General features: G+C 69.0%; 14 protein-coding genes. All 14 read left to right on the top strand.

Annotation, left to right across the window (positions count from 1 at the left end; all coding sequences use genetic code 11):
• Positions 1–30 precede the first annotated feature (30 nt).
• On the top strand, positions 31–1,155 hold the full coding sequence (locus StrepF001_RS25535) for an LCP family protein (RefSeq protein ID WP_129800562.1): 1,125 nt from the start codon (positions 31–33) through the stop codon (positions 1,153–1,155).
• Between the two features lie 226 nt (positions 1,156–1,381).
• Complete coding sequence (rpmE, locus tag StrepF001_RS25530; RefSeq protein WP_059301453.1) at positions 1,382–1,603, top strand: 50S ribosomal protein L31; 222 nt, start codon at positions 1,382–1,384, stop codon at positions 1,601–1,603.
• A gap of 107 nt (positions 1,604–1,710) precedes the next feature.
• A complete protein-coding gene (gene prfA / locus StrepF001_RS25525) occupies positions 1,711–2,778 on the top strand; it encodes a peptide chain release factor 1 (RefSeq protein ID WP_129800561.1) in 1,068 nt (355 codons plus the stop codon).
• Between the two features lie 70 nt (positions 2,779–2,848).
• Positions 2,849–3,688: a peptide chain release factor N(5)-glutamine methyltransferase gene (gene prmC / locus StrepF001_RS25520; RefSeq protein ID WP_129800560.1), complete on the top strand. Its 840-nt coding sequence runs from the start codon at positions 2,849–2,851 to the stop codon at positions 3,686–3,688.
• 54 nt (positions 3,689–3,742) lie between these two features.
• On the top strand, positions 3,743–4,390 hold the full coding sequence (locus tag StrepF001_RS25515; RefSeq protein ID WP_129800559.1) for an L-threonylcarbamoyladenylate synthase: 648 nt from the start codon (positions 3,743–3,745) through the stop codon (positions 4,388–4,390).
• On the top strand, positions 4,387–5,067 hold the full coding sequence (locus StrepF001_RS25510) for a protein-tyrosine-phosphatase (RefSeq protein ID WP_129800558.1): 681 nt from the start codon (positions 4,387–4,389) through the stop codon (positions 5,065–5,067). Before StrepF001_RS25515 ends, StrepF001_RS25510 begins: the two co-directional genes overlap by 4 nt.
• 109 nt (positions 5,068–5,176) lie before the next feature.
• Positions 5,177–6,421, top strand: coding sequence for a serine hydroxymethyltransferase (gene glyA / locus StrepF001_RS25505; RefSeq protein ID WP_129800557.1), 1,245 nt, complete (start codon positions 5,177–5,179; stop codon positions 6,419–6,421).
• Positions 6,422–6,550: 129 nt separating this feature from the next.
• Positions 6,551–7,861 carry an MraY family glycosyltransferase gene (locus tag StrepF001_RS25500; protein ID WP_129800556.1) on the top strand — a complete coding sequence of 437 codons (1,311 nt, stop codon included), beginning with the start codon at positions 6,551–6,553 and terminating at the stop codon, positions 7,859–7,861.
• 285 nt (positions 7,862–8,146) lie between these two features.
• Positions 8,147–8,581 carry a hypothetical protein gene (locus tag StrepF001_RS25495; protein WP_129800555.1) on the top strand — a complete coding sequence of 145 codons (435 nt, stop codon included), beginning with the start codon at positions 8,147–8,149 and terminating at the stop codon, positions 8,579–8,581.
• Positions 8,582–8,806: 225 nt separating this feature from the next.
• Positions 8,807–9,628, top strand: coding sequence for a F0F1 ATP synthase subunit A (atpB, locus tag StrepF001_RS25490; RefSeq protein WP_129800554.1), 822 nt, complete (start codon positions 8,807–8,809; stop codon positions 9,626–9,628).
• Positions 9,629–9,704: 76 nt separating this feature from the next.
• On the top strand, positions 9,705–9,941 hold the full coding sequence (locus tag StrepF001_RS25485; RefSeq protein ID WP_067273352.1) for a F0F1 ATP synthase subunit C: 237 nt from the start codon (positions 9,705–9,707) through the stop codon (positions 9,939–9,941).
• Positions 9,942–9,982: 41 nt separating this feature from the next.
• Positions 9,983–10,531, top strand: coding sequence for a F0F1 ATP synthase subunit B (locus StrepF001_RS25480; RefSeq protein WP_129800553.1), 549 nt, complete (start codon positions 9,983–9,985; stop codon positions 10,529–10,531).
• Positions 10,528–11,343 carry a F0F1 ATP synthase subunit delta gene (locus tag StrepF001_RS25475; protein WP_129800552.1) on the top strand — a complete coding sequence of 272 codons (816 nt, stop codon included), beginning with the start codon at positions 10,528–10,530 and terminating at the stop codon, positions 11,341–11,343. Before StrepF001_RS25480 ends, StrepF001_RS25475 begins: the two co-directional genes overlap by 4 nt.
• A 122-nt stretch (positions 11,344–11,465) precedes the next feature.
• Positions 11,466–13,058, top strand: coding sequence for a F0F1 ATP synthase subunit alpha (atpA, locus tag StrepF001_RS25470; RefSeq protein ID WP_129800551.1), 1,593 nt, complete (start codon positions 11,466–11,468; stop codon positions 13,056–13,058).
• The last annotated feature ends 22 nt before the right edge of the window (positions 13,059–13,080 follow it).

The raw sequence follows: 13,080 nt of genomic DNA, 5'->3' as shown, positions 1-13,080 counted from the left end.
GTAACCGACCCGACGAGAACCGAGGAGCACATGTCTGCCGAGAGCACGCCGGAACCCGGCATACCGGGCGAGCCCGGCACCACCGGCCCGCGCCATCGTGCCCCGGGCCGCCGCAAGCCCCGCGGCAAGGGCCTGCTGATCACGGCCTGGACCGCGGCGGGCATCGTCGTCCTCGGCGGCACCGGCCTCGGGTACGTGTACTTCAAGCTCAACGGCAACATCAACAGCGTCGACATCGACCACGCTCTCGGCACCGACCGGCCCGAGAAGGCCGACAACGGCTCCGAGAACATCCTGGTCCTCGGCTCGGACACCCGCTCCGGCAGCAACCAGGACCTCGGCGGCGGCGCCGACGACGGCAGCGCCCGCTCGGACACGGCGATGATCGTGCACCTCTACGAGGGCCGCAAGAAGGCCAGTGTCGTCTCCATACCGCGCGACACCCTCATCGACCGCCCGGAGTGCACCGACACCGACGGCACCACGCATGACACCGCGACGAGCGTGATGTTCAACTCCGCGTACACCACCGGCGGCGCCGCCTGTGCCGTGAAGACCGTCGAGTCCCTCACCGGCATCCGTATGGACCACTATCTGGAGGTCGACTTCAGCGGCTTCCAGAAGCTGGTCGACGAGCTGGGCGGCGTCACGGTCACCACGACCGAGGACATCGACGACCCCGACAGCCATCTGAACCTCGAGGCCGGCACGCACAAGCTCACCGGCACGCAGGCCCTCGGCCTGGTCCGCACCCGGCACGGCGTCGGCGACGGCTCCGACCTCGGCCGCATCCAGCTCCAGCAGGCCTTCATCAAGGCGCTGGTCGAGCAGGTCAAGGACGTCGGCCTGTTCACCAGCCCGAAGAAGCTGTACGACCTCGCCGACACCGCGACCGAGGCCGTGACGACCGACTCCGGCCTGGGCTCGGTGAACTCCCTCGTGTCCTGGGCGAACGGCCTCAAGGGCATCAGCGCGTCGAAGATGCACATGGTGACCATGCCGGTCCAGTACGACCCGGCCGACCCGAACCGCGTCCTCCTGGACGAGCCCAAGGCCCAGCAGGTCTGGACCGCCCTGAAGAACGACAGACCGATCCCGAAGTCGGCCACAGAAGGCACGGCCACAGGTGAGGCCAAGGGCGTGGTGACGCCCTAAGGGGCGCGGGGAACTGCGCGATCGACCAAAGACGACCCGCAGTCGCCGACGACGATCAAGTGGCACCCCGGTCCGCGAACCCACCCCTCACCCGCAGGGAACAAACAACAGCAACCCCCGGTTTTGGGGGATGGCCCCAGTCCTGGCAGACTGGTACGTCGGCTCCGGTTCACGCTCCCGCATCCCGCGGCAGCGACCCGGCGCCCTCCCGAAACTAGGAGACACCTTGAAGCGCGACATCCACCCCGAGTACGTCGAGACGCAGGTCAGCTGCACCTGCGGCGCGTCGTTCACCACCCGCAGCACGATCCAGTCCGGCACCATCCGGGCCGAGGTCTGCTCCGAGTGCCACCCGTTCTACACGGGCAAGCAGAAGATCCTCGACACCGGTGGCCGTGTGGCCCGCTTCGAGGCCCGCTTCGGCAAGGCTGCCGGCTCCAAGAAGTAGCGAGCCCCATTTCGCCGGTCCACGGCCGCGCCCTTCCTTCGGCGCGCCGGGACCGGCGTTTTTGGTCGCCCGCCCCTTCACCCACGTACGCACCACAGGAGCCAGAGATGTTCGAGGCCGTCGAGGAGCTCGTCGTCGAGCACGCCGACCTGGAGAAGAAGCTCGCCGACCCGTCGGTCCACGCCGACCAGGCCAATGCGCGCAGGCTGAACAAGCGCTACGCCGAGCTGACCCCGATCGTCGCCACGTACCGCTCCTGGAAGCAGTCCGGCGACGACATCGAGACGGCCCGCGAACTGGGCGCCGACGACCCGGAGTTCGCCGCCGAGGTCAAGGAGTTGGAGCAGCAGCGCGAGGAGCTGACGGAGAAGCTGCGGCTGCTGCTGGTCCCGCGCGACCCCAGCGACGACAAGGACGTCATCCTCGAGATCAAGGCCGGCGCGGGCGGCGACGAGTCCGCCCTGTTCGCCGGCGACCTGCTGCGCATGTACCTGCGGTACGCCGAGCGGGTCGGCTGGAAGACCGAGATCATCGACGCCACCGAGTCCGAGCTGGGCGGCTACAAGGACGTCCAGGTCGCGGTGAAGGCCCGCGGTCAGATCGAGCCCGGGCAGGGGGTGTGGGCCCGGCTGAAGTACGAGGGCGGCGTGCACCGCGTGCAGCGGGTGCCGGCCACCGAGTCGCAGGGCCGCATCCACACCTCCGCGGCCGGTGTGCTCGTCACGCCCGAGGCGGAGGAGGTCGACGTCGAGATCAACCCGAACGACCTGCGGATCGACGTCTACCGGTCGTCCGGCCCGGGCGGCCAGTCCGTCAACACGACCGACTCCGCGGTGCGCATCACGCACCTGCCCACCGGAGTGGTCGCCTCCTGCCAGAACGAGAAGAGCCAGCTGCAGAACAAGGAGCAGGCACTGCGTATCCTGCGCTCCAGGCTGCTCGCCGCGGCACAGGAGGAGGCGGAGAAGGAAGCCGCCGACGCCCGCCGCAGCCAGGTCCGTACCGTCGACCGCTCCGAGAAGATCCGTACGTACAACTTCCCGGAGAATCGCATCTCGGACCACCGCGTCGGCTTCAAGGCGTACAACCTGGACCAGGTCCTGGACGGCGACCTCGACGCGGTGATCCAGGCCTGCGTCGACGCGGACTCGGCCGCCAAGCTCGCAGCCGCGTAAGGCATTCACGAGTACACGGAGGACGAGCGTGCAGCAATCATTTGGGGGGCGGCCCCCGAGCGCCCGCAGCGTGCTGCTCGCTGAGGTAGCTCAAGCCACCCAGCGGCTGGCCGACGCCGGCGTGCCCTCGCCGCGCACCGACGCGGAGGAGCTCGCCGCGTTCGTGCACGGTGTGAAGCGGGGCGAGTTGCACTCCGTGAAGGACTCCGACTTCGACGCCCGCTACTGGGAGGTCGTCGCACGCCGTGAGCAGCGCGAGCCGCTGCAGCACATCACCGGGCGCGCCTTCTTCCGATACCTGGAGCTGCAGGTCGGGCCGGGCGTCTTCGTGCCGCGTCCCGAGACCGAGTCGGTGGTCGGGTGGGCCATAGACGCCGTGCGTGCCATGGATGTCGTCGAGCCGCTCATCGTCGACCTGTGCACCGGCTCGGGCGCCATCGCGCTCGCCCTCGCCCAGGAGGTGCCGCGCTCCCGGGTGCACGCCGTGGAGCTGTCGGAGGAAGCGCTGCGGTGGGCCCGCAAGAACGTGGAGGGGTCCCGGGTCGATCTGCGGCAGGGTGACGCCCTGACCGCCTTCCCCGACCTCGACGGCCAGGTCGACCTGGTGATCTCCAACCCGCCGTACATCCCGCTCACGGAGTGGGAGTACGTCGCTCCGGAGGCGCGCGACTACGACCCCGAGATGGCCCTGTTCTCCGGCGAGGACGGCCTCGAGCTCATCCGCGGCCTGGAACGCACCGCGCACCGGCTGCTGCGCCCCGGTGGCGTCGTCGTCATCGAGCACGCCGACACCCAGGGCGGCCAGGTGCCGTGGGTCTTCACGGAGGAACGGGGCTGGGCCGACGCCGCCGACCACCCGGACCTCAACAACCGGCCGCGCTTCGCGACCGCCCGCAAGGCGCTGCCGTGAGCAGCCCGAACTCTTCCCAGCAGCAGTACTTCGTGTACGAGGAGGCCCGCTGATATGGCACGGCGATACGACACCAACGACGCGACCGACCGAGTGACCGGTCTGCGCGAAGCCGCGTCCGCCGTCCGCCGTGGCGAACTGGTGGTCCTGCCCACCGACACCGTGTACGGCATCGGCGCCGACGCGTTCTCCTCCGAGGCCGTCTCCGACCTGCTGGAGGCCAAGGGCCGGGGCCGCAACATGCCCACCCCCGTCCTGATCGGCTCCCCGAACACGCTGCACGGTCTCGTCACCGACTTCTCCGAGCTGGCCTGGGAGCTCGTCGACGCCTTCTGGCCGGGCGCCCTCACGCTGGTCGCCAAGCACCAGCCGTCCCTGCAGTGGGACCTGGGCGACACCCGGGGCACCGTTGCCGTGCGCATGCCGCTGCACCCGGTCGCCATCGAGCTGCTGACGGAGGTCGGCCCCATGGCCGTCTCCTCCGCCAACCTCACCGGCCACCCGGCGCCGGAGGACTGCGACGCCGCCCAGGAGATGCTCGGCGACTCCGTCTCCGTCTACCTCGACGGCGGCCCCACCCCCGGCATCGTGCCGTCCTCCATCGTCGACGTCACCGGCCCGGTGCCCGTCCTGCTGCGCGAGGGCGCTCTCTCGCCGGACGAGCTGCGCAAGGTCGTACCCGACCTCGAGGTGGCCAGTTGACAGCCCCTGACGCGGGGCGTGGCATAGGCAACGGGGAAAGCGCGGCGGAGATCACGACGACATTCGTGGGACTTCCGCGCGACAGCTTCCGCATCCTCCACGTCAGCACCGGAAACGTGTGCCGCTCGCCGATCACCGAGCGGCTGACCCGGCATTTCGTGCAGGAACGGCTCGGCATCCTGGGCGGCGGGCTGATCGTGGAGAGCGCGGGCACCTGGGGCCATGAGGGCGCGCCCATGGAGGCCAACGCCGAGACGGTGCTGGCCGACTTCGGCGCGGACGCGACCGGGTTCGTCGGCCGGGAGCTGCTCGACGAGCATGTGATCCGCGCCGACCTGGTCCTGACGGCCACCCGGGACCATCGCGCCCAGGTCATCTCCATGGGCCACTCGGCAGGTCTGCGGACGTTCACGCTGAAGGAGTTCACCCGTCTGGTGCGGGCCATAGACCCGGCCACGCTGCCTCCGCTGGAGGAGGGCGTGGTCGCCCGCGCCCGCGCGCTGGTGCGGGCGGCGGCCGCTCTACGCGGGTGGCTCCTGGCGCCGACGGCCGAGGCGGACGAGGTGTACGACCCGTATGGGGCGCCGCTGCCGTTCTTCCGCTCGATCGGCGACGAGATACACCAGGCGCTGGATCCGGTCGTCACGGCGCTGACGGGTGTGACGGCGCGTACGTGACTCCGGGCGCCTGACCACAGGCCCCACGCGGCAGCCGTACAACAGCGGGCGCCCCCGACCACCCCGGCCTACAGTGGACCTACGTGACGGTCGACGCCCGGAGTCCACCATGTCGGTCACTCATGCCCCTGAGGGCTCTGTCGATGTACTGCGGCGGCAGGATCCCGAGCTCGCCGAGATTCTGCTCGGGGAGCTGGACCGGCAGGCCACCACCCTCCAGCTGATCGCCGCCGAGAACTTCACCTCGTCGGCCGTTCTCGCCGCCCTCGGCTCGCCGCTCGCCAACAAGTACGCGGAGGGGTATCCCGGCGCCCGGTACCACGGTGGCTGCGAGATCGTCGACGTCGCCGAGCGGGTCGCCATGCAGCGGGCGCAGGCGCTGTTCGGGGCCGAGCACGCCAACGTCCAGTCTCACTCGGGCAGTTCGGCCGTCCTCGCCGCGTACGCCGCCCTGCTGCGCCCCGGGGACACCGTCCTCGCCCTCGGGCTGCCCTACGGCGGCCACCTCACGCACGGCTCGCCGGCCAACTTCTCCGGCCGCTGGTTCGACTTCGTCGGCTACGGGGTCGACGCCGAGACCGGGCTCATCGACCACGACCAGGTGCGTGCCCTGGCCCGTACGCACCGCCCGAAGGCGATCGTGTGCGGCTCGATCGCCTATCCCCGGCACATCGACTACGCCTTCTTCCGCGAGGTCGCCGACGAGGTGGGGGCGTATCTGATCGCCGACGCGGCCCATCCCATCGGGCTCGTCGCCGGGGGAGCGGCGCCGAATCCGGTGCCCTACGCCGATGTCGTCTGCGCCACCACCCACAAGGTGCTGCGCGGACCGCGCGGCGGCATGATCCTGTGCGGGAGCGAACTGGCCGAGCGGGTCGATCGAGCGGTGTTCCCCTTCACCCAGGGCGGTGCCCAGATGCACACCATCGCCGCCAAGGCCGTCGCCTTCGGTGAGGCGGCCACACCGGCCTTCTCGGCGTACGCGCACCAGGTGGTCGCCAACGCCCGGATTCTGGCCGCCGGGCTGGCCGCCGAGGGCCTGGTGGTCACCACCGGCGGCACGGACACCCACCTCATCACCGCGGACCCGGCCCCGCTCGGCGTCGACGGCCGCAGGGCCCGCGGGCGGCTCGCCGCCGCCGGCCTGATCCTCGACTGCTGCGCCCTGCCGCACGACGACGCCCGCGGCCTGCGCCTGGGCACGGCGGCGGTCACCACGCAGGGGATGGGGGAGCGGGAGATGGGACGCATCGCCGCCCTGTTGGGGGGAGTGCTGCGCGGCGAGGTCGACGGCAAGCGGGCTCGTGCAGAAGTGCGGGAGCTGGCCGGTCGATTTCCGCCGTATCCGCGTTGAGCGGGGGCAGGCGCAATTCCGTACACAGCCACACGTGCAACCATCGTCGCTACCCGGAAGTCCTCATCCATATGCGCACCTCGCTAGGGTGTGGGGCTGAGATGGCCAGCGAGACCTGTGGGGAAGCCCGTGCGTGAATACCTGCTGACGCTCTGCATCACGGCCGCGGTGACGTATCTGCTGACAGGGCCGGTACGGAAGTTTGCGATCGTGGCCGGAGCGATGCCGGAGATCCGGGCGCGTGACGTGCACCGGGAACCCACTCCGCGGCTCGGCGGGATCGCGATGTTCTTCGGCCTGTGCGCCGGCCTGCTGGTCGCCGACCACCTGACCAACCTCAGCCAGGTCTTCGAGAACTCCAACGAGCCGCGGGCGCTGCTGTCCGGCGCGGCGCTGATCTGGCTCATCGGTGTGCTGGACGACAAGTTCGAGATCGACGCCCTGATCAAGCTGGGCGGCCAGATGATCGCCGCGGGCGTCATGGTCATGCAGGGTCTGACGATCCTGTGGCTGCCCATCCCGGGCGTCGGCAACGTCGCGCTGACCCAGTGGCAGGGCACCCTGCTCACGGTCGCGCTGGTCGTCATCACCATCAACGCGGTCAACTTCGTCGACGGGCTCGACGGCCTCGCAGCCGGCATGGTGGGCATCGCGTCGGCGGCGTTCTTCCTCTACGCCTACCGGGTCTGGGTGTCGTACGGCATCGAGGCCGCCGCCCCGGCCACCCTGTTCGCGGCGATCCTGATGGGCATGTGCCTGGGCTTCCTGCCGCACAACATGCACCCGGCGCGGATCTTCATGGGCGACTCCGGCTCGATGCTGATCGGCCTGGTGCTCGCCGCGGGCGCCATCTCCATCACCGGGCAGGTCGACCCGGACGCGCTGAAGGTGTTCGCCCACTCCGAGAGGGAGGCCGTGCACCAGACGGTGCCCGTCTACATCCCCCTGCTGCTGCCGCTGACGATCATCGCGATCCCGGCCGCGGACCTGATCCTGGCGATCGTGCGGCGCACCTGGCGCGGCCAGTCGCCGTTCGCCGCCGACCGCGGTCATCTGCACCACCGTCTGCTGGAGATCGGCCACTCCCACAGCCGCGCGGTGATGATCATGTACTTCTGGTCGGCGCTGATCGCCTTCGGCACGCTCGCCTACTCCGTGAACTCGGCGTCGATGTGGATCGTCCTGAGCGTGGTCTTCCTGAGTGCGATCGGGCTGGTCCTGCTCCTGCTGCCCCGCTTCACCCCGCGCGCTCCGAGGTGGGCCGAGCACTTCGTGCCCCCGCGCTACCGGCGCCGCACGGTCCTCACCGCGCCCGCAGTCGACGAGGCCCCGGAGCAGAGCGCCCCGGCCGAGGAGGAACAGCGCACTCCGGTCGCCGCGGGAGTCTCAGGAGTCAACGGAGCGACCGCCATCGGCCCTCGCTCGCGCTTCACAAGGTAAGAATCTGACTAAAGCATTGCCCATTCATGGGGGAACGAAGAGCCCCAATACCAGACAAGTCGGCTCTGTTTCTGCACAGACGCGCACGGTCACTCTCATGTGTGACGGCGAGCACATCTCCAGGTAAAGACCTCATCAAATAGTTTGTGATACGGTTCACGAGAACCCCGGACAGAGCCGAAGGACCGCAGTGCGACGGTCCATTGGCGTGAGGTCCCCTCTCGACCCGGGACTACGCTCGTCCATGACGACACCCTGCCCCCCTGCGAAAGCGGAGTTGCCGCCATGCCGTCCAATGACGTCCGGATCCTGGCCCAGGCTGCTGTGCCCACAGCTGCCGTCGGCGCTGTTGCCGCCGTCGTCAGTGGTGTGGTGGCCGGCGGCAAGGGCGCAGTCGGGTCCCTCGTGGCCGCGCTGGTGACGATCCTCTTCATGGGCATCGGTCTGCTTGTACTCGAGCGCACCGCCAAAACGCTGCCGCACCTGTTCCAGGCGATGGGCCTGATGCTCTACGCGGCGCAGATCCTGCTGCTGTTCGTCTTCCTCGCCGTGTTCAAGAACACGACGCTGTTCAACCCCCGGGCCTTCGCGATCACGCTCATCGCGACCACGCTCGCGTGGATCGGTGCGCAGACGATGGCGCACATGAAGTCCAAGATGCTCTACGTCGAACCCGACTCCGCGGGCAGCAAGCCCGAGAAGACGGGTCCGTCGTCGTGAGGGGTAGGGCCGGGATAAAGCCGCGTTCGACAAGCTGCTATCGTCCGGTGCCAACTGCGGCACTGCGGGCGCGGGCATCCGAGCTGACGCCTGTTCCATCGCGAGGCTCGACGCCGAACCGCCGCCCCCACATCCGTAACACCAGTCCAGTGCCGAACCGCGGCTGTGCGCCGCGCCGACACAACGAGGTTGCCGTACCCATGCGCCACGCTGAAGGAGCCCGCGGTGAGTGCTGACCCGACGCAGGTGCTCGCCTTCGAGACCGACTGCCACATCTTCGACGGCTGTGGCTTCCCGGCTCCCGGCCTGCACTCGTTCCTGTTCGAGCCCCTCTGGGGCGACGCGGACAGCAACCTGTACTTCAACAAGACGATGCTGCTGGCGCTGCTCGGCTCGATCATCGTCATCGGCTTCTTCTGGGCCGCCTTCCGCAAGCCGAAGGTCGTCCCCGGCAAGCTGCAGATGGTCGCCGAGGCCGGCTACGACTTCATCCGGCGCGGCGTCGTCTACGAGACGATCGGCAAGAAGGAAGGCGAGAAGTACGTCCCGCTCGTCGTCTCGCTGTTCTTCTTCATCTGGATGATGAACCTCTGGTCGATCATTCCGGTCGCCCAGTTCCCGGTCACCTCGATCATCGCCTACCCGGCGGTGCTCGCCCTGATCGTCTACATCCTGTGGGTCTCGCTGACCTTCAAGCGGCACGGCTTCGTCGGCGCCTTCAAGAACTTCACGGGCTACAACAAGGAACTCGGCCCGGTTCTGCCGCTGGCGATGCTCATCGAGTTCTTCTCGAACCTGCTGGTCCGCCCGTTCACGCACGCGGTGCGACTCTTCGCGAACATGTTCGCGGGCCACACGCTGCTGCTCCTGTTCACGATCGCCAGCTGGTACCTGCTCAACGGCATCGGGATCGCGTACGCCGGCGTCTCTTTCATCATGGTGCTCGTGATGACGGCCTTCGAGCTCTTCATCCAGGCCCTTCAGGCGTACGTCTTCGTGCTCCTGACCTGCACCTTCATTCAGGGCGCGCTCGCCGAGCACCACTGAGCGCCCACCCCTGCACCACCCTTGAATCGTCCGGTGGCCAACCCCCGCCGGTCCGTACAGAGAAGGAAGAATCAGCATGGCTGCCACTGAGACCCTCGCCGCCGTCTCCGGCTCCCTCGGCTCCATCGGCTACGGCCTCGCCGCGATCGGCCCCGGCGTCGGCGTGGGCATCATCTTCGGTAACGGCACCCAGGCCCTGGCCCGCCAGCCCGAGGCCGCCGGTCTCATCCGTGCCAACCAGATCCTCGGCTTCGCCTTCTGTGAGGCGCTCGCCCTCATCGGCCTGGTCATGCCGTTCGTCTACGGCGTGTGATCACTGATCCACGACCAGTCCACTAGACGAAAGGCACTGACATGAGCCAGCTGCTCATCATCGCGGCTGAGGGGGAGATGGAGAATCCCCTCGTCCCGCCGATCCCTGAGCTCGTCATCGGCCTGCTCGCCTTCGTCATCGTCTTCGGCTTCCTCGCCAAGAAGCTCCTCCCGAACATCAACAAGGTTCTGGAAGAGCGTCGCGAGGCCATCGAGGGCGGTATCGAGAAGGCCGAGGCCGCTCAGACCGAGGCCCAGAGCGTCCTGGAGCAGTACAAGGCCCAGCTCGCCGAGGCCCGGCACGAGGCCGCGCGGCTGCGCCAGGAGGCGCAGGAGCAGGGTGCCGCGCTCATCGCCGAGATGCGCGCGGAGGGCCAGCGGCAGCGCGAGGAGATCGTCGCCGCCGGTCACACCCAGATCGAGGCCGACCGCAAGGCCGCCTCGGCCGCGCTGCGGCAGGACGTCGGCAAGCTCGCCACCGAGCTGGCCGGCAAGCTGGTCGGTGAGTCCCTCGAGGACCACGCCCGCCAGAGCCGTGTGATCGACCGCTTCCTCGACGAGCTCGAGGAGAAGGCCGAGGCGTCTCGATGAACGGAGCGAGCCGCGAGGCCCTGGCAGCCGCACGTGAGCGTCTCGACGCGCTGACGGACAACACGTCCGTGGACGCGGCGCGGCTCGCCGACGAGCTGGCCGCGGTGACCGCGCTGCTCGACCGCGAGGTGTCGCTGCGTCGGGTCCTCACCGACCCGGCGCAGGCCGGTGAGGCCAAGGCCGAGCTGGCCCAGCGCCTGCTCGGCACGCAGGTCGGCGGCGAGACCGTGGACCTGGTGTCCGGCATGGTGCGTTCCCGCTGGTCGCAGTCGCGTGACCTGGTGGACGCCCTGGAGGAGCTGGCGAACACCGCCGACCTCACCGCCGCGCAGCGGGCCGGCACGCTCGACGACGTCGAGGACGAGCTGTTCCGGTTCGGCCGGATCGTCTCGTCCAGCCCCGAGCTGCGGGCCGCGCTGACCGACCGGAAGGCCACCGTCTCGGCCAAGAGGGAGCTGATGCGCAGCCTCCTCGGCGGCCGGACCGCGGCCCAGACCGAACGTCTGGTGACGCGCCTTGTGACCGCGCCGCGGGGACGTAGCCTGGAAGCGGGACTGGAGTCCCTGTCCAAGCTCGCCGCCGAGCGGCGGGACCGCATGGTCGCCGTCGTCACCTCGGCGGTGCCGCTGAGCGACGTACAGAAGCAGCGCCTCGGCGCCGCTCTGGCGAAGCTCTACGGCCGTCAGATGCACCTCAACCTCGACGTCGACCCCGATGTCGTCGGCGGGATCCGGGTGCAGGTCGGTGACGAGGTCATCAACGGCTCCCTCGCGGACCGCATCGCGGACGCCGAGCGTCGGCTGGCGAGCTAGCCGCAACTGAACACGCAGTACGTACTTACGGCCCATGTTGGGCCGTGCAGAGGATTCCTGGGGGTCGCCCCCAGACCCCCAAAGTGAAACTTCGGGCCCAACAAGGAGAGCAGGGAACCCAGATGGCGGAGCTCACGATCCGGCCGGAGGAGATCCGGGACGCACTGGAGACCTTCGTCCAGTCGTACAAGCCGGACGCGGCCTCGCGCGAGGAGGTCGGTACGGTCACCCTTGCCGGCGACGGCATCGCGAAGGTCGAGGGTCTGCCCTCGGCCATGGCCAACGAACTGCTGAAGTTCGAGGACGGCACCCTCGGCCTCGCCCTCAACCTCGAGGAGCGCGAGATCGGTGCCATCGTCCTCGGTGAGTTCAGCGGCATCGAGGAGGGGCAGCCGGTGCAGCGCACCGGTGAGGTTCTCTCCGTGGCAGTGGGCGAGGGCTACCTCGGCCGCGTCGTCGACCCGCTCGGCAACCCGATCGACGGCCTCGGCGAGATCGAGACGTCCGGCCGCCGCGCCCTCGAGCTGCAGGCCCCCACGGTCATGCAGCGCAAGTCGGTGCACGAGCCGATGGAGACCGGCTACAAGGCCGTCGACGCGATGACCCCGGTCGGCCGTGGTCAGCGTCAGCTGATCATCGGTGACCGCCAGACCGGCAAGACCGCCCTGGCCGTCGACACGATCATCAACCAGCGCGACAACTGGCGCACCGGCGACCCGAACAAGCAGGTCCGCTGCATCTACGTCGCCATCGGCCAGAAGGGCTCCACCATCGCGTCGGTCCGCCGCGCGCTGGAGGAGAACGGTGCGCTGGAGTACACGACCATCGTCGCCGCCCCGGCGTCCGACCCGGCCGGCTTCAAGTACCTGGCGCCGTACACCGGCTCGGCCATCGGCCAGCAGTGGATGTACGAGGGCAAGCACGTCCTGATCATCTTCGACGACCTCTCGAAGCAGGCCGACGCCTACCGCGCCGTGTCCCTGCTGCTGCGCCGCCCGCCGGGCCGTGAGGCCTACCCGGGTGACGTCTTCTACCTGCACTCCCGTCTGCTGGAGCGCTGCGCGAAGCTCTCCGACGACATGGGTGCCGGCTCGATGACCGGTCTGCCGATCGTCGAGACCAAGGCCAACGACGTCTCGGCGTTCATCCCGACCAACGTCATCTCCATCACCGACGGCCAGTGCTTCCTGGAGTCGGACCTGTTCAACGCCGGTCAGCGCCCCGCGCTGAACGTCGGTATCTCCGTCTCCCGAGTCGGTGGTTCCGCACAGCACAAGGCGATGAAGCAGGTTTCGGGTCGTCTGCGCGTCGACCTCGCCCAGTTCCGTGAGCTGGAGGCGTTCGCCGCCTTCGGTTCCGACCTGGACGCCGCGTCGAAGGCGCAGCTGGAGCGCGGTCAGCGCATGGTCGAGCTGCTGAAGCAGGCCCAGTACCAGCCGATGTCCACCGAGGACCAGGTCGTCTCCATCTGGGCCGGCACCACCGGCAAGATGGACGAGGTGCCGGTCGCCGACATCCGCCGCTTCGAGCGGGAGCTCCTCGAGTACCTGCACCGCAAGGAGCAGGGCCTGATGACCTCCATCAAGGAGGGCGGCAAGATGTCGGACGACACCCTCACGGCCGTCGCCGACGCCATCGCGGAGTTCAAGAAGCAGTTCGAGACCTCGGACGGCAAGCTGCTCGGCGAAGAGGCTCCGGCCGCTGTCGCCAAGTGACGTAAAGGAAGGGACCTGACTC

Origin of the sequence: Streptomyces sp. F001, from assembly GCF_004187715.1 — a bacterium.
Taxonomy (GTDB): Bacteria; Actinomycetota; Actinomycetes; order Streptomycetales; family Streptomycetaceae; genus Streptomyces; species Streptomyces flavusporus.
The sequence above is the reverse complement of the archived record's forward strand: the minus strand, read 5'-3'. Positions and strand labels throughout refer to the sequence as shown.